The sequence below is a fragment of the Limibacillus sp. genome (assembly GCA_037379885.1).
Classification (GTDB): Bacteria; Pseudomonadota; Alphaproteobacteria; order Kiloniellales; family CECT-8803; genus JARRJC01.
Genome location: JARRJC010000015.1, coordinates 1 through 18,209, shown reverse-complemented (window position 1 = coordinate 18,209; position 18,209 = coordinate 1). Strand labels below are relative to the sequence as shown.

The following is an 18,209-nucleotide window of genomic DNA, read 5'->3' as shown; positions in this document are numbered from 1 at the left end:
TGAGGCGATCCGCTCCCCGCCTTAGCGGTTCTGGCGGTTCTCGATCAGGTCGTCGACCACGCCGGGGTCGGCGAGGGTCGAGGTGTCGCCCAGGCTGCCGTAGTCGTTCTCGGCGATCTTGCGCAGGATGCGGCGCATGATCTTGCCCGAGCGGGTCTTGGGCAGGCCCGGCGCGAACTGGATCAGGTCAGGGCTGGCGATGGGGCCGATGTCCTTGCGGACCCACTGCACCAGCTCCTTGCGCAGCTCCTCGCTCGGCTCTTCGCTGGCGTTGAGGGTCACGTAGGCGTAGATGCCCTGGCCCTTCACGTCGTGCGGGTAGCCGACCACGGCGGCCTCGGCCACCTTCTCGTGGGCGACCAGGGAGGACTCGACCTCGGCGGTGCCCATGCGGTGGCCGGAGACGTTGATCACGTCGTCGACGCGGCCCGTGATCCAGTAGTAGCCGTCCTCGTCCCGGCGGCAGCCGTCGCCGGTGAAGTACTTGCCCTTGTAGGCCGAGAAATAGGTCTGCACGAAGCGCTCGTGGTCGCCGAAGACCGTGCGCATCTGGCCCGGCCAGGAATCGGCGATGCAGAGGTTGCCCTCGGTCGCGCCCTCCAGGACCTTGCCGTCGGCATCGACGATCTCCGGCTTGATGCCGAAGAAGGGCCGCGTGGCCGAACCGGGCTTCAAGGGGGTGGCGCCGGGCAGCGGCGTGATCAGGATGCCGCCGGTCTCGGTCTGCCACCAGGTGTCGACGATGGGACATTTCTCGCCGCCGACCACCTCGTAGTACCACTTCCAGGCCTCCGGGTTGATCGGCTCGCCGACCGAGCCCAGCAGGCGCAGGCTTGAGAGGTCGCAACTCTCCACCGGCCCGTTGCCCTCGCGCATCAGCGCGCGGATCGCCGTGGGCGCGGTGTAGAAGCTGTTGACGCCGTGCTTCTCGCAGACCTGCCAGAAGCGCGAGGCGTCGGGATAGTTCGGCACGCCTTCGAACATCAGGGTCGTGGCCCCGTTGGCGAGCGGGCCATAGAGGATGTAGCTGTGGCCCGTGACCCAGCCGACATCGGCGGTGCACCAGTAGACGTCCCCGTCGTGATAGTCGAAGACGTACTGATGGGTCATGGCGGCGTAGACCATGTAGCCGCCGGTGGTGTGCAGCACGCCCTTGGGCTTACCGGTCGAGCCGGAGGTGTAGAGGATGAAGAGCGGATCCTCCGCGTTCATCTCCTCGGCCGGCGTGTCCGGGGAGGCCTGGGCGCAGAGCTCATGGTACCAGACGTCGCGGCCCTCGCTCCAGGCGATGTCGCCGCCGGTGCGCTTGACGGTCACCACGTGCTGGACCGAGGGGCACTTGGCGAGCGCCGCGTCGGTGTTCTTCTTCAAGGGGATGCTGCGTCCGCCGCGCACGCCTTCGTCGGCGGTGATCACGATGTTGGAATCGCAGTCCTGGATGCGGTTGGCCAGGGAGTCCGGCGAGAAGCCGCCGAAGACCACCGAGTGGATGGCCCCGATGCGCGTGCAGGCGAGCATGGCCACCGCGGCTTCGGGGATCATCGGCATGTAGATGGTGATGCGGTCGCCCTTCTTGGCGCCCAGCGACTTCAGGCCGCCCGCCAGACGGCAGACCTGCTCATGCAGCTCCTTGTAGGTGATCTTCTTGTCGTCGGCGGGGTCGTCGCCCTCCCAGATGATGGCGACCTGATCGCCGCGCTTCTCCAGGTGCCGGTCCAGGCAGTTGTAGGAAGCGTTGAGCGTCCCGTCCTCGTACCACTTGATCGAGACGTTCTCCGGGTCGTAGCTGGTGTTCTTGACCTTGCTGTAGGGCTTGAACCAGTCGAGGCGCTTGCCTTCGTCGCCCCAGAAGCCTTCCGGGTCCTTCACGGAGCGCTCGTACATCTCGAAGTACTTGGATTCGTCGATCCAAGCGCGTTCGGCGGCGTCTTCCTTGATGGGATAGGTAACGACTTCGGTCATGGCGGGGTCTGCCTCCTCCAGATATCTGTTCGCGGGCCCACGAAACTGGGGCCCTTTCGGTGGTTGCGGGCGATTAAAACGGGAATCTCTGCGGCTTACAAGCTGCGCGCCGTGATCTGTATCAGTTCCGGGTCAGGCGGCCGCGCTTTTCCGGCCCGCAAGACGCAGCCGGTCCTCCCCGTCTATTTCGATCTCGTATCGGTTCAGCCGGTCGCCCGCGCAGGGTCCGGCGGTGCAGTAGCCGTCCTCGATCCGGAACAGGGCGCCGTGGGTCGCACAGAGGATGTTGTCGCCCGCTGCGTCCAGGAACCGGTCGGGCGTCCAGTCGAGCGGCGTGCCGATGTGCGGGCAGGCGTTCTCGTAGGCGAAGAGCTCGCGGCCCCGGCGCACCACGAAGACCTCCAGGCGCTCACCGTCTAGCTCCAGCGAGAAGCCCTTAGCCGCGCCGTCCTCTATCTCGTCGAGGCGGCAGAGTATGGGCGTCTCGCTCACGGCTTGGTCTCTCCCATGGCCAGGATCAGGTTCCACTGCTCCTCGCTCACCGGCATGACGGAGAGCCGGGACTGGCGGATCAGCGCCATCTCCTCCAGGCGCGGCTCGTCCTTGATCTCCGCGAGGGTCACGGGGCGCTTGAAGGGCTTGACCGCCTTCACGTCCACCATGCCGAAGCGGCCCTTCGGGTCGCTCGGGTCGGGGTAGTACTCCTTGACCACCTCGACGATGCCGACGATCTGCTTCTCGTTGACCGAATGGTAGAAGAAGCAGCGGTCGCCCTTCTTCATGGCCTTCAGGTTGTTGGAGGCCTGATAATTGCGCACGCCGTCCCAGTGGGTCGTGCCGTCGCGCACTTGGTCATCCCAGGACCAGGTCCCGGGCTCAGATTTCACCAGCCAATAGGCCATGGGTGCTTTTCCCCCTCGATTCGAACCCGACATTGCTCCACAACTTAGGAAACACCTCGCCAATTCCAAGAGAAAAGCCCCGGCCAGGCGGCCATAAGGGGCGGAAAGGAACCTCCCCCGCTATGCAGCTCCAGCTCAGCACCTGGCAGGAAGTGGAAGATTACCTCAAGCACTCCACCGCCGTGATCATCCCCATCGGCTCCACCGAGCAGCACGGGCCCAACGGCTTCGTCGGCACCGACGCCCTCTGTCCCGAAGTGCTCGCCAAGGGCATCGGGGAGGAAACCGGCGCCCTGGTCGCGCCGACCATCGCCGTCGGGATGGCCCAGCACCACCTGGGTTTTCCGGGCTCCATCACGCTAAGGCCCTCGACCCTGATCGCGGTCCTGCTGGACCAGATCAACTCGCTGGCCCGCCACGGCTTCGACCGCTTCTATTTCCTGAACGGCCACGGCGGCAACATCGCCAGCATCAACGCGGCCTTCTCGGAGGTCTACGCCGAGGCGAGCCTCGGACGCGCGGGTCACAACCGCCCGGACCTGCGCTGCAAGCTGCGCTGCTGGTGGGAAGCCGCCGGGGTGATGGACATCTCCAGACGCCGCTTCGGCAGCGCCGAGGGGAGTCACGCCACCTGCTCCGAGATATCGCTCACCTACTACGCCTACCCCGACCACCAGAAGCAGGCGGCCATGACGCCGGAGATCGCGCCCAGCGGACCGATCTACGACGCCGAGGATTTCAGGCGGCGCTATCCGGACGGCCGCATGGGGTCGAACCCGGCGCTGGCCTCCGTGGAGGCGGGCGAGGAGATCTACAAGGCGGCGGTGAAGGGACTCTCCGCGGACTACGAGAGCTTCGCGAAGGGCTGAGCGCTACTCGCGGCGGAAGGGCCGCGACAGCAGGCCGCGCGCCATCTCCATCGGATCGGCGCCTTTTAGCAGCACGGCCGTGACCGCCTCGGCGATCGGCATCTCAACGCCCAGACGCGTGGCCAAGGCGACCACGGCAGGGGCGCTGGCCGCCCCCTCCGCCAGATCGCCGGGGGCGTCTCCGCCCTTGGCGAGCGCAAGGCCCAGCCGGTAGTTCCGGGAGGTCGGGGAATTGCAGGTAAGCGAAAGGTCGCCGATCCCGGCCAGCCCCATCAGGCCTTGCGGACCTCCGCCCTTGGCGGCGGCGAGCCGGGCCATCTCCGCCAGACCGCGCGTGATGAGGGCGGCGCGCGCGTTCTCGCCCAGGCCCAGGCCTTCGACCAGGCCGCAGGCGATGGCGATCACGTTCTTGACCGCCCCGCCGACCTCCGCCGAGATCACATCCCGCGAGGCGTAGGGGCGCAGCGTCTTGGTGCCGAGGGCCGCCGCCAGGTCTTCGGCCAGGCCTTCCTGCTCAGCCGCCAGGGTGACGGCGGTCGGCAGGCCGCGCGCCACCTCCGCTGCGAAGGTCGGGCCCGACAGCACGGCCAGCGGCCAATCGGGCAGGACTTCCGCGGCGACCTCGGTCATCAGCAGCCCGCTGCCCGCTTCGATGCCCTTGGCGCAGATCACCAGCGGGCGCGGCGTCCAGGAGAGCCCGCTCAAGACGTCGAGGTTCGCCCGCAACGCCTGGGCGGGCACCACCGCCAGAATCAGATCGGTCTCGGCGAGCGCGGCGATGTCCCGCTCCAGCGCGATTCCCTCGGATAGCGGTATGCCGGGCAGATAGCGGCTGTTCTCGCGGCTCTGCGCCATCGCCTCGATCAGACCGGCATCGCGGCCCCAGAGCCGAACGCTCCGCCCCGCCTGGCTGGCCTGCTGCGCCAAGGCGGTGCCCCAGGCCCCGGCACCCAGCACGCCAACTTTTTCAAAGGCCGCCATCACGTCAAACCACTCGCCGGGCCGCTCGCTGGGCTGCTCGCCGGACCGCTTAGGGAATCCAAGGGCCAGCGCGGACGCGGGGCGAAGTCGAGGGGATCGCTGAGCCCGGCCTTCAGGCGCTCCAGCCCGGCCCAGGCGATCATCGCCGCGTTATCGGTGCAGAGCGCGGGCGGCGGCGCCACCAGCTCGGCGCCCGCCTCGGCGGCGGTCTCCTGAAGCCGGGTGCGGATGCGGGCGTTGGCGGCGACGCCGCCGGCCACGACCAGCGGCCCGGCGGCCCCGGTTTCTTCCCGGAAGCGGGCGAGCGCGCGGGCGGAGCGGTCGGCCAGCACGTCGGCGGCGGCTTCCTGGAAGCCTGCGGCCAGGTCGGCGCGGTCGCGATCGGTGAGCGGCTCCAGGGCCTGCACCTGCGTGCGCACCGCCGTCTTCAGTCCGGAGAAGGAGAAGTCCAGCTCCTTGCGGCCCAGCAGGGGGCGGGGCAGGGCAAAACGTCCGGGATCGCCCGTCCGGGCCGCCTTTTCGACCAGCGGGCCGCCGGGATAGCCGAGACCCAGGAGTTTCGCGGTCTTGTCGAAGGCCTCGCCCACGGCATCGTCAATGGTCGAGCCATAGCGGCGGTAGCGCCCCAGTCCTTCGACGGCCAGCAGTTGGCAGTGCCCGCCTGAAACGAGAAGCAGGAGATAGGGAAAGGCGATGCCTTCGGTCAGGCGGACCGTCAGCGCGTGGCCCTCCAGATGATTGACGGCGGCGAAGGGCAGGCCGCGCGCGGCGGCCAGCGCCTTGGCGGTCAGCACGCCGACGAAGACACCGCCGATCAGGCCGGGCCCGGCGGTCGCGGCGATGCCGTCCAGGTCGTCGAGGCCGAGGCCGGCCTCCTCCAGCGCCTCGCCGATCAAGCGGTCCAGGTGCTCCAGATGACTGCGCGCCGCGATCTCCGGCACCACCCCGCCATAGGGCCGGTGCTCATCGAGCTGCGACAGCACCCGGTTGGCCAGGATGCGGCCAGCCTTCCCGTCCGCGCCTTCGGTGACGATGGCGGCGGCGGTCTCGTCGCAGGAGGTTTCGATGCCAAGGATATTCATGCCCCGCAAGATAGGAGGCCTGAGGGTCCGCTCCAAGCGGGAAAAGCTGGCGCTTGCGGAACGGCGGCGAGGGCCTTAAAGCTGTTGGACATGACAGACCCCATCCTGAAGATCGGCACGCGCGGCTCGCCGCTGGCGCTGGCCCAGGCGACCATGGTCCGCGATCTGCTGGCCGGAGCGCATCCCGAACTGGCCGCCGAGGGCGCGCTGGAGATCGTGGTCATCAAGACCACCGGCGACATCGTCCTCGACCGCGCGCTGTCGGAGATCGGCGGCAAGGGCCTCTTCACCAAGGAGATCGAGGAAGCCCTGATCGGCGGCGACATCGACATGGCCGTGCACTCCATGAAGGACATGCCCACGGTGCTGCCCGACGGGCTGGTGATCCCCACCATCCTGCCGCGCGAAGACGCGCGCGACGCCTTCTTCGCCCGCGAAGGCGAACAGAGTCTGGCGGAACTGCCCCCCGGGGCGCTGGTCGGCACGGCCAGTCTCCGGCGGCAGGCGCAGATCCTGCTGGTGCGGCCCGACCTCAAGGTGGACACGCTGCGCGGCAACGTGGACACGCGCCTGCGCAAGCTGCGCGAGGGAGAGGTGGACGCCACCCTTCTGGCCGTTGCGGGGTTGAAGCGGCTGGGCCGCGACCTGCCGGCCGTGCTTGAGCCCGAAGAGATGCTGCCCGCCGTCGCCCAGGGCGCCGTGGGGATCGAGATCCGGGAGGCCGACGAGAGCACGGCGGCCTATCTGGCGCCCCTCGGCCACCAGAAGAGCCTGGAGGAGATCACCGCCGAGCGGGCTTGTCTGGCGGTGCTGGACGGCTCCTGCCGTACGCCCATCGCCGCCTACGCACAGCCGGTCGGAGAGGACCGTTTGCGGCTGCGCGCCCTGGTCGCTTTGCCTGATGGCGGCGAGTGCTACCGCACGGAGCTGGAAGGCGCACGTTCCGCCGCCGACGCGCTGGGCCGGGAGGCCGGAAACATCCTGAGAGGCGAGGCCGGACCCGCCTTCTTCGAGAAATTGGGGCTCTAACCCCTTGCGGTTGCTGGTCACCCGCCCGCTGCCCCAGGGAGAGGCCCTGGCGCAGCGGCTGCGCGCGGCCGGTCACGAGGCTCTGATCTGCCCGCTCCTGACCGTCGAATGGCTCGATGCCGACCTTAGTCTAGACGGCGTCGCCGCCCTGGTCTTCACCAGCGCCAACGGCGTCGCCGCCTTCGCGCGCCTCCAGGAGACCCGCGGCCTGCCGGTCTTCTGCGTCGGCGACGCGACTGCCCGCGCGGCGCGGGAGGCCGGGTTTTCCGAGGTGGAGAGCGCCGAGGGCAACGCCCAGGACCTCGCGGACCTGATCCGGGCACGCTGGCCCAGAGAGGGTGGCGGCCTGTTGCACATAAGTGGCGAGGATCAGGCCTTCGACCTGACGGGGGACCTCTCACGCAGGGGATTCGATGCCCGCAGGGCCGTGCTTTACCGTACTTTAGCAGTTGAACAACTGCCTGGAGACGTACGTACGGCCCTTGACTCCGGTGCCATGGACGGCATGCTATTTTTATCTCCCCGTACGGCTGCAAGCTTTGTTAGCCTGTGCGAACGTCAGGGGCTTGGTGAACGCTGCCGAACGCTAGCAGCCTACTGCTTGAGCGAGGCTGTGGCGGAGGCCGCCGGGGGCCTGCCCTGGGGAACCGTTCGGATCGCGGCGCGCCCCACGCAATCCAGTCTTCTGGACCTGCTGTCCGACTGATCCCCGGACGCAAACCGCGATGGGAAGGCGTCTTTTTAGATGAACGCCTCCAGCAAGGGTAAGCGATGAGTGACGAGCCGAATTCGACCAGCACGGGCGCCAAGGCGGACAAGAAGGCGCAGGACGAGGCCACGGTGCCCGCGGCGCACAAGGTGATCGAAGCCTTTGGCGGCATCCGCCCCATGGCGCAGAAGCTGGGCGTCGCCGCCTCGACCGTCCAGGGCTGGAAAGAGCGGGGCGTGATCCCGCCCGCCCGCCACGAGAGGATTCTCGAACTCGCCAAGGCCGACAAGCTGAACCTCGACGCCGGGACCGTCGCCTCCAGCGCGCAGATGCCCGACGACCCCACGGAAGACTCGGCAGGTTCCAAAGCCAGTGACGCCAAAGCTGGCGACCCGAAAGACAAGGAAGCCGCCGCCGCGCCGCAAGCCAAGGCTTCGAGCGCGATTCCCAAGTCCTCCTCTCAAACGGCCGCGCCTCAAGCGAGCACGCCGGCCCGGCAGGGCAGCGATTCCTGGGGCATCCCCATGGCGCTAGGCGCCTTGGTGCTTCTGGTCGGTATCGGCATCGCCGTGGTGGCCCGCGAGATCTGGCTGCCTCTGGTCGATGAGGATGACGCCGTAGCCAGCGCAGAGGTGGAGGCGCTGCAAAGGCGCGTCGCCAGCCTGGAGAGCCGACCGAACGCCAGCGAGCAGATCGGTGCCCTGTCCCAGCGGATCACGGCCATTGGCGAGAAGGCCGATCAGGCGCTGTCGCTCGGGTCCGGAGCCGTGAGCGAGAGCGCGATCGCAGCGCTCCAGGCCGAGATCGACCGGCAGCTTGCCGAACGGGGCGAAAGCCTGGATCAGATCATCGCACGGCTCGACCGGGTGGAGAGCCATCAGGTCGTGCGCCCGGTTTCGACCTCGGACCTCGCCCTGACTCTCTCGCTCGGCAGCCTGCGCGAGCAGATCTTCACCGGACAGCCCTTCGCGGAGACGCTGGAGGCGGCGCTGCTGGCCGCCCGGCCCCGGCCCGACGTCGAGGCCGCGTTGCAGCCGCTCGGCGAGTCCGCCGACACCGGCGTGCTGCGCCTGGTGCGCCTTCAGGAGTCCTTCCGCGCCGCCTCCCGCGATATCGTCGCGGCCGCCGCCGGAGAGGGCGAGGAGAACGCTCTCTTGGCCGGGATCAAGCGCCGTCTCTCCCAGGTGGTGACCGTGCGCCCCTCGACCGAGAACGCGGCCGAGGGCTCGCCTGAGCTGGCCGTGGGTCTGGCCGAGGACGCTTTGGCCGCCGGCAATCTCGGCGACGCTCTGGACGCGCTCTCCGGCCTGCCGGAAAGCGCCGCCGCCGCCGCGGAGCCCTGGCTGACCGAAGCCCGCCGCCGCTACGAGGCCGAGCAAGCCGTGGAGGAGGCGACGCGCGCCTTCCTCTCCGCGCTCCAGGCCGCGAACTAAGGGGGCGGCGCAGGTCATGGGACGCTCACTCTGGTTCTTCGTAAAGCTCGCGGTCCTCATCGCCGTCGCCATCTGGCTGGCGGAGCGGCCCGGCGACGTTTCCATCGATTGGCTCGGCTACCGCATCGACACCACGGTCGGAATCCTGCTGCTGGCGATCTTCTTGCTGATGATCGTGGCCGCCGGCATCTACCGCTTCTGGATCGCGACGCGGCGCGCGCCCGGGTCGATCAAACGCAACATGGCCGACAACAAGCGCGTGCGCGGCTACAAGGCGCTGACGCAAGGGATGGTGGCGGTCGCCGCCGGCGCGCCCGACGAGGCCCGGCGTCTGGCCCAGCAGGCCAACCGCCTTCTGGACGAGCCGCCGCTGACCCTTCTGCTCTCGGCGCAGGCGGCGCAGCTGAACGGCGACGAGAACGCCGCCAAGCGCTACTTCACGGCCATGCTGGACCGCGAGGAAACGGCCTTTCTCGGCCTGCGTGGGTTGTTCAATCAGGCCATGAAGGCGGGCGACGAGGCGGCGGCGCTGGACTACGCCCGCCGCGCCAAGGAGTTGCAGCCGAATACGCCTTGGGTCTCCGAGATGCTGTTCAAGCTGGAGCTCCGCCACGGGCGCATCGAGGCGGCGGAACAGGCGCTCGCCCTCGCCAAGGCGAACAATGCGGTGCGCAAGCCGGACTGGCAGCGCCGCCGCGCCGTGCTCCTGACTGAAAAGGCCCGCGGGCTGGTCGAGGAGAACCGGCGCGAGGACGCAAAGCGCGCCCTGGCCGAGGCGGTCAAGCTGGTTCCCGATCTGATCCCCGCGGCGGCCCTGCTCGCACGGCTGCACGTTGAGAGCGGCGACAAGCGCAAGGCGCTGAAGCTTCTACAGAAGACCTGGGAGAAGGCGCCGCATCCGGCCCTGGTCAAGCCCTTCCTGGACATGGAGCCGAACGAGAAACCGCTGGAGCGGGTCAAGCGCCTGACCAAGCTGGTGCACATGCGGGTCAGCCACCCCGAAAGCCATCTGGCGCAGGCCCGCGCCGCCTTGGACGCGCAGCTCTGGGGCGAGGCGCGCCGACACCTGCAACTGGCGGGCGGCGCGCAGCCGAGCGAAGCGGTCTGCCGTCTGATGGCGGAGCTGGAGGAGGCCGAGAACGGCGATTCCGCCCGGGCCCACGACTGGTTCCGCCGCGCCGCCGCCGCGCCCAACGACCCGGCCTGGGTCTGCGCGGAATGCGGCACCTCGGCGATCGACTGGTCGGCGGCCTGCCGCGCCTGCGGCGAGATCGACAGCCTTGACTGGCGCTCCCCGCCGGAGATGACCAGCGGCCTGCTCCCGGAGATGCCGGAGGTCGAGGTCCGCGAAGTCGCCCCGCCCACGGAGGCGGGCGAGGAGTCAGCGCCCAAGGATCCAGCGCCTGGGGGCGCAGCACCCCGCCCGGCCTGATCACGTACTACTGGACACCTCCGGCCTGGTCGCGTCCGGCCTGGTCACGTCCTGGCACCGCAGGCCGAGCCCGATCAAGGATTGACCCGGACTCGCGCCTGCATTAGATAAAGCCCGCTCGCCGCCGCGCTATCCGCGCGGGCGATGGGCTCCGTTCCCGGGAACCGCGTTTCGGCGCCCCGGAAGGTGGAGAAGCCGCCATAGCTCAGCTGGTAGAGCGGCGCATTCGTAATGCGTAGGTCGGGTGTTCGAGTCACCCTGGCGGCACCACTTTCTTTTTCGGAAAATCCATAGACCCGTCCAAGGCCGCCACCAGGTGGCTGGCCCTGCCTGCCTACTCCGCCTTGCCTACTCCGCCTGGGCGGCGATGGGGCTGCCTTGGAGCTCGCCGCGGTAGGCGGCCCAGCTCTTGCGGATCTGCTCGGCGATGGCGCTCAGCTCTTCGGCCGGAGGGCGTTTGGCGCCGCGCGGCTTGGCCGGGGCCTCGTGGAACAGATAGAGGCGCGCTGCGAACTGGTCGAAGGGCAGCGAGGCCTCTCCATAGTTTTCGCCCTGCCCCTGCGTCGAGACCTTCACGCCGCCGCCCCAATCCTGTCCGCTATCGTTGTTCGGGTTATAGAAATAGACCCTCATCACGCCGTCCTGATCCGGTGCGACGCGCAGGATGGCGATGGCGTGCCAGCCGATGAACTCGCCGCCGGGGTCGGTCACCGCGACCCCCGCCGGCTGCGGATGGATCAGCGGTTCCCCGCCGTTGTAGTGTGGGTGGTAGGCGCTGTGGAAGCTCGCCAGGAAGTCTTCGATCGCCAGAAGCGCGCCGCTCGCGACATCGACCGCGACGCAGCAGTGCCGCGCGACCCACCAGCCGTGGAACTCCGGATTGACCCAGACGTGCGGGTCCTCCGGGCGGTCCGCGCAGCGGCGTCCCATCTCGGCGTAGATGCGGTCCAGGTGCGGCACCAGAACGACGGAGACCGGATCGGAGTCCAGCGGCGCGAAGGGAGTCAATCCCGTCGGAAGCGCAGCGGAGTTGAGGCGCTGGCCCTCGAAGTACATCTCGATCCGATCGAAACGCGCGGCCTGGGCGATTAGGTCCAGCAGGTAGTCCGGATCGTTCAGCGACCAGAGCGTCATGGCGCGGGCCGACTGGCAGGTGGGGTTGGCGCCCTGCCCGATGCCGAGCGGCTGGCCCAGCACCTGAAGCACCCCGGCGGTCAGGAACCGCTTCGGTTCGACCGAAGGGCCGTAGGCGCTGGCGATGCGCGCGGCCGCCTCGGCGCTCGGCTCCAGCTCCACCTGACGGCGCAGCGAGGGCGCGATGGGGGGATGGTGCAGGATGCCCCGCTGCAGCAGCAGGGAAAGGCCATAGACGGCCTGCGGCGTCTCCGGCCCGACAGCCGCGCGGATCAGGTCGTGAACCAGGGCTTCATGGCGGCGGTAACAGGTGAGACCGGTGCGGTCGAGACCCAAGGCCTCAGGAATCAGGCTTTCCTGACCGGCGTCGAGCGCCCAGACCAGGAACCCCGCGTGGTAGTCGGAGACCAGGCCGGTATCGTGCATGGCGCGGGCGAAGCCGTGCGCCTCGTGCAGCAAGGCGCTCTCCTGCAGACCGGACAGCCGTTCGCGGTAGACTGCGATGCCGGGGTCGTCCAGACAGCCCGAGGTGGTGCCGAACAGCGCGGAGACCAGCCGGTCCGCGCCGATGCGGGCCTCCCCGGCCTCCCCGCCTTCGCGCGAAAGCGTGACGGCGATCTGGGTGATCATCTCCTTGACCGGCCCCACGTTCACGGGGCGCTGTGCCAGGATGCGCCAGATTTCATTGACCAGGGCGCCCAGCACGTCCTTGAAGCCGATCCGCGCGGCCAGATAGCGCAGCAGGCGCTCCACCGTGCGGCGCGCGCCCTCGGCCTCGCGCCCGGCTTCGTCGACCTGGCCGAAGAAGCGGTTGATGTTGAGCGCCAGCACCTGGGTCAGGAAGTGGCGCGCGTGCTCGGCGTGGATTCCGGGGTGATAGTGCTCCCCTCCCGCAAGCGCCAGCATGCGCAGGAGGCTGAGCGCCTCCAGCGCGACCGTGGTGCGCTGCGGGGCGTCCAGCGCGCTAGCGACGAACTGGGGTTGCAGGGTCTCCGGCTGGTCCCAGTCGGAACCGCTGAAGATCCCCGCCTGGTCCAGCCGGGGGGCCAGAGCGTGAAGCCGTTCCAGGCCGCCCTCCTGCGCCATCAGGCGGTAGGAGACATCGAGAACGCCGGTCTGATAACGAGCTTTCGCGAAGGGCCGCGCCGACTCCAAACGGGACAGCGCGACCTCCAGCGTTTCGCTCAGGCGGTCTAGATCACTCACGTAACGGCACCCCCGGTGGAGACTTCGGATAGAGAGGCAGGCCGCCTCACACGTAGAAGTCCAGTTCCTCCTGCGCCTTCAGCAGGTCCCTCAGCTTATGAGGATTGTCGCCGAAGAAGTAGACCAGACCCCAGTGGGTACCGAAAGCAGTTCGCTTGGTCACCTTCTGCTCCATGGGCTGGGACAGCTCGTGGAACTCGAAGTAGGGGTGATTCTCGGTCTCTTCGGGGACCTCCATGTAGCTCACCACGCGGCGGCGCGGATAGGCGCCGAAGCAACCGGCATGGCCCTTGGCGTCCTTGACCGGCTCCGGGAAGAACGCGTCCAGCTCTTCCTGGGTGGTCTTGGGGTCGAAGGCCAGCACGAGCCCCTGATAGCCGTTGAAGCCATAGGCGCGCTCGATCAGCTCCAGGGCGTTGAAGCCCGGCGGACGATAGGCGACCTCGCCGAAGTACATGGTGCCGTCGTTGGTGACGAAGTACTCGGGGTGGATGAAACCGAAGTCGATGTCGAAGGCCTCGATCAGCTTCTCGATCTCCTTGGTGATGGCGTCGCGCCAGGACTCCAGTTCCGGGGTGGCCGGAACGAAGACCGAGTAGCCGAGCGTCACGTATTCGGAGATGTTCAGGAACTGGATCTTGCGGTCCTTGATCCAGCACTCGACCGCGAACTCCCAGCCATCCAGATGACTCTCCAGAAGCGCGGGGAACTCGTCGTCGGAGATCGAGTCGACATCCTCGACCGTGCGGATGGTCCGGTGGCCGAGACAGCCGGCCTTATCGAAGGCCTTGAAGTGAATCGGGTCGTTCGGGTCGCCCTCCAGCTTCAGAAGCGTCTGGTTGACGCGCTTCAAGAAGCGGATGACGTCGGCGTGGTTGTCCGCCTCCTCGAAGATGCCGACGCGGATGCCGGCCAGCTGCGCGCGGCGCTTCATCAGCGACTTGTCGCGGAACAGCATGGACTGGCCCAGCAGGCGCGGGTTGTCGAGCAGCACGGCGTTGATCGCTCCGGCCCACTCGACGGTCTCCTCGTAGAGCGGGATCGCGACGTCGCAGCCCTCGTCCTTCAGGATCTGTGCGATCTCGTGACTGCGCTCGTTCAGACGGTCGAAGTCCCAGGCGATGAACGGAATGTCGTTCTCGCGGGCATAGTCCTCCGCCCAGCTCGGGGCGACCACCACGTAGCGGCGGTCGAAGCGGTCAATGGCGTCAATCGCATTCAGGCTCCATCCAAGGATTGCGACGAAGCCTTTATCGGGATTCTTTTCAGTCACTGTGGCGAAGCACTCCTTTGCTATGGCTCGGAAAGCCGGACGCCCTGGACGGGCGCTGCAACCGTTTGACGTTGCAACGGCTCTAATTCTTGGATGCCTTAATATATTGTTCGACAGATTGTTGGTTCAACCCTGATAAAGAGAATTAAATAAGTAGAAATATTCAGTAAGAAAATATAATGAGTTCATACTTCATGGTTTAAACTTTAGATGCTTTTTCATAGTTCTTCTTGCAGACGCCTTATTGCTACTCCTTTTTTACGCCATCCCTTCTGAAAAGTCTCTGGGAGGTGACAAATCCCTGGGGCAAACTAACTTCGCCTGAAGGCATGACGAGAACGCGGAGGCGAGAGCAAGAGTGAGCCCGGAGACTGTAATCCTGGGTGGCGGCCCGGCAGGGGCCAGCTGCGCGCTTTGGCTCAAGCAGTTGGGCTACAGCCCCCTGATCCTGGAGAAGCAGCCGCGCGTTGGCGGGCTGCAGGCCATCAGTCCCTACCCCAATCTCTGGCTGGCCGGCGCCGGCGGTCCCTCTGGAACGGCCTTTGCCGCCACCCTCCAACAACAATTGGAGGAGTGCGGCGTTGCCGTTGAAGCCTCGGCCGAGGTGACGGCGCTGGAGCGCGGCGGCGGCGGTTTCCGTGTCCGCTACCGGCGGACCAACCGCCAAGAATTCTGTGAGGTCGAGTGCCGCTTCCTCGTGGCCGCCACGGGCGTGAGGCCGCGCGACGGCGGAATCGCACCCGGTCCCGGCCTGATCTTCGGCCCGGGCGCCGAGATCGCCGAAACCGACTTCAGCGGTCTTCGCGTCGCCCTCCTGGGCGGCGGGGACAACGCCTTTGAGAACCATGGTTTGATCAAGGCGGCGGGGGCGGCCTCCGTGACCCTCTTCGCGCGCAGCCTGCGCGCCAGGGCCGCGCTGGTGAAGGCGGTGGCGGCGCAGGACCTGCGCGTCGGTCCCTACAGCCTCGATCCTGCGGAACTGACGGTGGCGGGCGAAGCCTTCGACCGCATCGTGGTGCTCTATGGCTGGCAGCCGAACAGCGAAGTCCTCGCGGGCCTGGCCCCTCAGCTCGACGCGGAGGGTTTCGTCAAGACTCAGCTGGACACGGCCGAGACAAGCATCCCCGGCCTCTATGCGATTGGCGAGCTGGCGCGCCGCGCTCACCCTTGCTGCGCGACGGCGTTGGCCGACGGCGTGACGGCGGCCCGCGCGATCCAGGACCGGATCGAGGGACGCGAGACCGCCTATACGCGGCTTTAGACGGGCTTCAGCGCCTCGGGCCAGGAGACGCCGACGCTCTCGCCCAGGGCCGCCAGGTCCTCGACCACGTCGCGGGTCAAGGGCACGCCCTCGGCGCGCATCTTGGCCTCCGAGCGCGCCTCGGGCTCTCCGGGCGTCAGGATCTCCTCGAAGCCCTCGGCGCGGGGCAGTGCCTTTGCCGCCAGGATCGACTCGCGCATGCGCTCCAGGAAGTCCTCCATGGGCATGAAGAGATCGGCTTTTGCGGCAATGAAGAGGTGCCCGGTGCCCTGGGGCCGGTCGGTGCCGGTGAAGGGATTGGCGGCAAGGCCGGCGTGGGCGGCGCCGGTGAAGGTTCCGCCCGCCAGGTCCATCAGCCAGGAAAGCGCAGCACCCTTCACCCCGCCAAAGGGCAGAACGACGCCGGTGAAGGCGGCGGCGCCGTCGGTCGTCGGCCGCCCCTCGGCGTCGAGCGCCAGACCTTCGGGAATGGACTCGCCCCGCTGGGCGGAGAACTTCAGCTTGCCGCGCGCCACGACGCTCATGGCCATGTCGATCAGGAAGGGCGGCATGCCTTCGGGCGTCGGCGCGGCAAAGGCCAGCGGAGAGGTGCCGAAGTGTGCCGCGCGCGCGCCGTAGGGCGGCAAGGCCGGGGAGGCGTTGGTGAAAACCCAGCCGAGACACCCCGCCTGGGCCGCCTGCTCAGCATAAAGACCGGCCATGCCGAAGTGCCCGCTGCGCTTGACCCCGACGAGACCGACTCCGCTTTCCTTGGCGAGATCTATCGCCGCCGCCATGGCGCGCGGCGCGACCACGATGCCAAGGCCGTCGTCACCGTCGAACAGCGCCGCCGCCGCGGCCCTGCGCTCCAGCGTCGTCCGGGGCTGCGGGTTCGCCGCCTTCTTGGCGAGCCGCCCGCAGTACATGGAACTGCGCGCCACGCCGTGGGACCAGATGCCGCGCAGGTCCGCGCGCACCAGCGCGTTTGCCGCCCGGGCGGCGTCCTCTGCCAGCAGGCCATGGCCCGCGAAGATCGCGGCGACATAGGATTGAAGCAGATCAGGATCGAAGCGACGGGCCCCTTCGGCTTCGCCCGGCTTTCCAATGGCGTCGCTTGGATTGCCGCTCATTTCCTGGCCCCCGGTTCCTGTTGAGAGAAGTCTTGGAAAACAGGGGCAGACTAAGCGGCGCAAACAAGATCGCCAAGCGTGATGGGACGGCATCCAGCGCGTCCAGGGGCTAGAAGCGAAATTAACTCAATTTTTATGAGTTCCCGCCAAGATGGTGCGAATTCCTATGAGCCCCTCCGAAATGGGCTCCACGGGAGAGGGAACAAGCGTGAGAGACGGGATCAAGACGACACGGCCCGACCGGGTCCGGCTTTGGATCAATGCCCTCCTGATCGCCCTGGTTATCGGGATCAGCGCCTGGGGCTGCATCCAACTGACGCTCAGCAGCGGCAGGGTGGCGAGCATTTGGCTCGGCAACGGAATCCTTCTCGCGATTCTGCTGCGCTCACCCTCCCGCAACTGGGCGACCTATATCCTTGCCGGGCTCCTTGGAAACATCGCGGCGAACCTCTCATCCGGCGATCCGCTGGTGCTCTCGCTTGGACTTGCGCTCTGCAATTCCTTTGAAGTCCTGGTCGCGGCCTATCCCTTGCGTTTCCTGCTCGGTCCCAACTTCAGCGTGGTCAAAAGCCGCGGGTTTGCCGCCTTCATATCCTTTGCGATCCTGCTCGCCCCGGCCGCCACGGCGCTGATGGCCGGCGCCCTCCTGGGCGTAATGGCAGACGCAAACTTCATCGAGACCTTGACCGTCTGGTACCCGGCCGACGCCTTGGGCATGGCGATCATGGCGCCGCTGCTGCTGGCGGTGAAGAAGCACGAGGTTCTCCAGCTTCTGGCGCCGGGCGCGCGTTTGCGGAGCCTTGGCGTCCTCTCGGTGCTACTCTCCGTCACCCTCCTGGTTTTTGCAGGGGAGGACCCACGGCTCGCCTTCCTGGTCTTCGTTCCTCTGGTGATCGCGGTGCTGCAACTCGGCTTTGCCGGCGGCGCGGCGGCGATCTTCATGATGGGGGGCGTGGCCCTTTACTACACCATCGCCGGCGACGGCCCCTTCGCTCTGGCCACGGGGAGCCACGCACGCGAGCAGGTCATTCTGTTACAGGGCTTCATCGCCTGCGCTTTGCTCATCGCTTTGCCGCTCGCCGTGATCATCGAGCAGAGTGCGCGCCTGACCCTCGATCTTGAACGCGCCAACGGAAAGCTGGCGGAGATCGCGACCACTGATCCGCTGACCGGCCTGCCCAACCGGCGGCTGCTGGACCGTACGGTGTTAATCGAGTGGCGGCGCGCCCAACGCAGCGGCGAGCCGCTGTCGGTGGTGATTATCGATGTCGACAACTTCAAGGCCTACAACGATCTCTATGGGCACCCCGCAGGGGACCGCTGCCTCAAGATGCTGGCGGAGACCTGCAATGGCTGTCTGCGGCGGCCGGGCGACCTCTTCGCACGCTACGGCGGCGAAGAGTTCATCGCGGTGCTGCCCGACACCCCTGCTGAGGGCGCGCGCCATGTCGCCGAACGCATGCGCGTCGCCGTGGAATTGGCGCAGATCGAGCACCGCCTCGCACCGGGCAACCAGGTGACCATCAGCCTGGGCGTCGCCACGCTCGCCGACGGCTTGCCGAAGAGCTCGGAGGAGCTCTTGGAGTGGGGCGACAAGGCGCTCTACCAGGCAAAGAGAGCGGGGCGCAACCAAGTGGTGAGCGCATCCCGGGACATCCTGCTGCCGGAGAGATCCTCCTCGATCCAGGGAGCTGCCTCCTCCGCCGGCTGACCGGAGACGCGGGGCTGGAGGCGAAGAAGCGGGAGGCCAAGTGGGAGGGCTCTGGCCCCCTGCATCCCTCAAGCGGGCCCCAGGCGGATCACGGCACAAGAAAAAGGGGCCCGGCA

General features: G+C 67.7%; 15 protein-coding genes and 1 tRNA gene. 8 read left to right on the top strand and 8 right to left on the bottom strand.

Annotated elements, in window-relative coordinates:
- Nucleotides 1-21: 21 nt before the first annotated feature.
- The 3 genes from acs to P8X75_06865 all read right to left on the bottom strand — a co-directional run bounded on the left by acs (nt 22) and on the right by P8X75_06865 (nt 2,864).
- Nucleotides 22-1,962: an acetate--CoA ligase gene (gene acs, locus P8X75_06875; protein MEJ1994924.1), complete on the bottom strand. Its 1,941-nt coding sequence runs from the start codon at nt 1,960-1,962 to the stop codon at nt 22-24.
- A gap of 132 nt (nt 1,963-2,094) precedes the next feature.
- Nucleotides 2,095-2,454 (bottom strand): Rieske (2Fe-2S) protein, encoded by a 360-nt coding sequence (locus tag P8X75_06870; GenBank protein MEJ1994923.1) that lies wholly within the window; start codon nt 2,452-2,454, stop codon nt 2,095-2,097.
- Nucleotides 2,451-2,864, bottom strand: a complete 414-nt coding sequence (locus P8X75_06865) for an EVE domain-containing protein (protein MEJ1994922.1) — start codon at nt 2,862-2,864, stop codon at nt 2,451-2,453. Before P8X75_06865 ends, P8X75_06870 begins: the two co-directional genes overlap by 4 nt.
- 122 nt (nt 2,865-2,986) lie before the next feature.
- On the opposite strand from P8X75_06865, the gene P8X75_06860 reads away from it, so the two are divergent.
- On the top strand, nt 2,987-3,733 hold the full coding sequence (locus P8X75_06860) for a creatininase family protein (GenBank protein MEJ1994921.1): 747 nt from the start codon (nt 2,987-2,989) through the stop codon (nt 3,731-3,733).
- A gap of 3 nt (nt 3,734-3,736) precedes the next feature.
- Here the strand turns inward: P8X75_06860 and P8X75_06855 are convergent, their stop codons facing one another.
- Both P8X75_06855 and tsaD read right to left on the bottom strand, forming a co-directional pair.
- Complete coding sequence (locus P8X75_06855; protein ID MEJ1994920.1) at nt 3,737-4,714, bottom strand: NAD(P)-dependent glycerol-3-phosphate dehydrogenase; 978 nt, start codon at nt 4,712-4,714, stop codon at nt 3,737-3,739.
- Entirely contained in the window at nt 4,714-5,796 is a 1,083-nt protein-coding gene (tsaD, locus tag P8X75_06850) for a tRNA (adenosine(37)-N6)-threonylcarbamoyltransferase complex transferase subunit TsaD (protein ID MEJ1994919.1), read from the bottom strand. Before tsaD ends, P8X75_06855 begins: the two co-directional genes overlap by 1 nt.
- Nucleotides 5,797-5,886: 90 nt before the next feature.
- Here tsaD and hemC point away from each other — a divergent pair, with 90 nt between their 5' ends.
- The 5 genes from hemC to P8X75_06825 all read left to right on the top strand — a co-directional run bounded on the left by hemC (nt 5,887) and on the right by P8X75_06825 (nt 10,669).
- Complete coding sequence (hemC, locus tag P8X75_06845) at nt 5,887-6,825, top strand: hydroxymethylbilane synthase (GenBank protein MEJ1994918.1); 939 nt, start codon at nt 5,887-5,889, stop codon at nt 6,823-6,825.
- 4 nt (nt 6,826-6,829) lie between these two features.
- A complete protein-coding gene (locus P8X75_06840) occupies nt 6,830-7,531 on the top strand; it encodes a uroporphyrinogen-III synthase (protein ID MEJ1994917.1) in 702 nt (233 codons plus the stop codon).
- Between the two features lie 65 nt (nt 7,532-7,596).
- Entirely contained in the window at nt 7,597-8,967 is a 1,371-nt protein-coding gene (locus P8X75_06835; GenBank protein ID MEJ1994916.1) for a hypothetical protein, read from the top strand.
- 16 nt (nt 8,968-8,983) lie between these two features.
- Nucleotides 8,984-10,399, top strand: coding sequence for a heme biosynthesis HemY N-terminal domain-containing protein (locus P8X75_06830; GenBank protein MEJ1994915.1), 1,416 nt, complete (start codon nt 8,984-8,986; stop codon nt 10,397-10,399).
- Between the two features lie 194 nt (nt 10,400-10,593).
- Nucleotides 10,594-10,669 (top strand) — tRNA-Thr (locus P8X75_06825).
- A gap of 78 nt (nt 10,670-10,747) precedes the next feature.
- Here the strand turns inward: P8X75_06825 and P8X75_06820 are convergent.
- Nucleotides 10,748-12,739 carry a hypothetical protein gene (locus P8X75_06820; protein ID MEJ1994914.1) on the bottom strand — a complete coding sequence of 664 codons (1,992 nt, stop codon included), beginning with the start codon at nt 12,737-12,739 and terminating at the stop codon, nt 10,748-10,750.
- 46 nt (nt 12,740-12,785) lie between these two features.
- Nucleotides 12,786-14,012, bottom strand: coding sequence for a hypothetical protein (locus P8X75_06815; protein ID MEJ1994913.1), 1,227 nt, complete (start codon nt 14,010-14,012; stop codon nt 12,786-12,788).
- A gap of 358 nt (nt 14,013-14,370) precedes the next feature.
- Between P8X75_06815 and P8X75_06810 the strand changes: the two genes are divergently transcribed.
- Complete coding sequence (locus tag P8X75_06810) at nt 14,371-15,273, top strand: NAD(P)/FAD-dependent oxidoreductase (protein ID MEJ1994912.1); 903 nt, start codon at nt 14,371-14,373, stop codon at nt 15,271-15,273.
- Here the strand turns inward: P8X75_06810 and P8X75_06805 are convergent.
- Entirely contained in the window at nt 15,270-16,382 is a 1,113-nt protein-coding gene (locus tag P8X75_06805; GenBank protein ID MEJ1994911.1) for an Ldh family oxidoreductase, read from the bottom strand. The genes P8X75_06810 and P8X75_06805 overlap by 4 nt on opposite strands.
- 208 nt (nt 16,383-16,590) lie before the next feature.
- On the opposite strand from P8X75_06805, the gene P8X75_06800 reads away from it, so the two are divergent.
- Nucleotides 16,591-18,093, top strand: a complete 1,503-nt coding sequence (locus P8X75_06800) for a diguanylate cyclase (GenBank protein MEJ1994910.1) — start codon at nt 16,591-16,593, stop codon at nt 18,091-18,093.
- Nucleotides 18,094-18,209 lie beyond the last annotated feature (116 nt).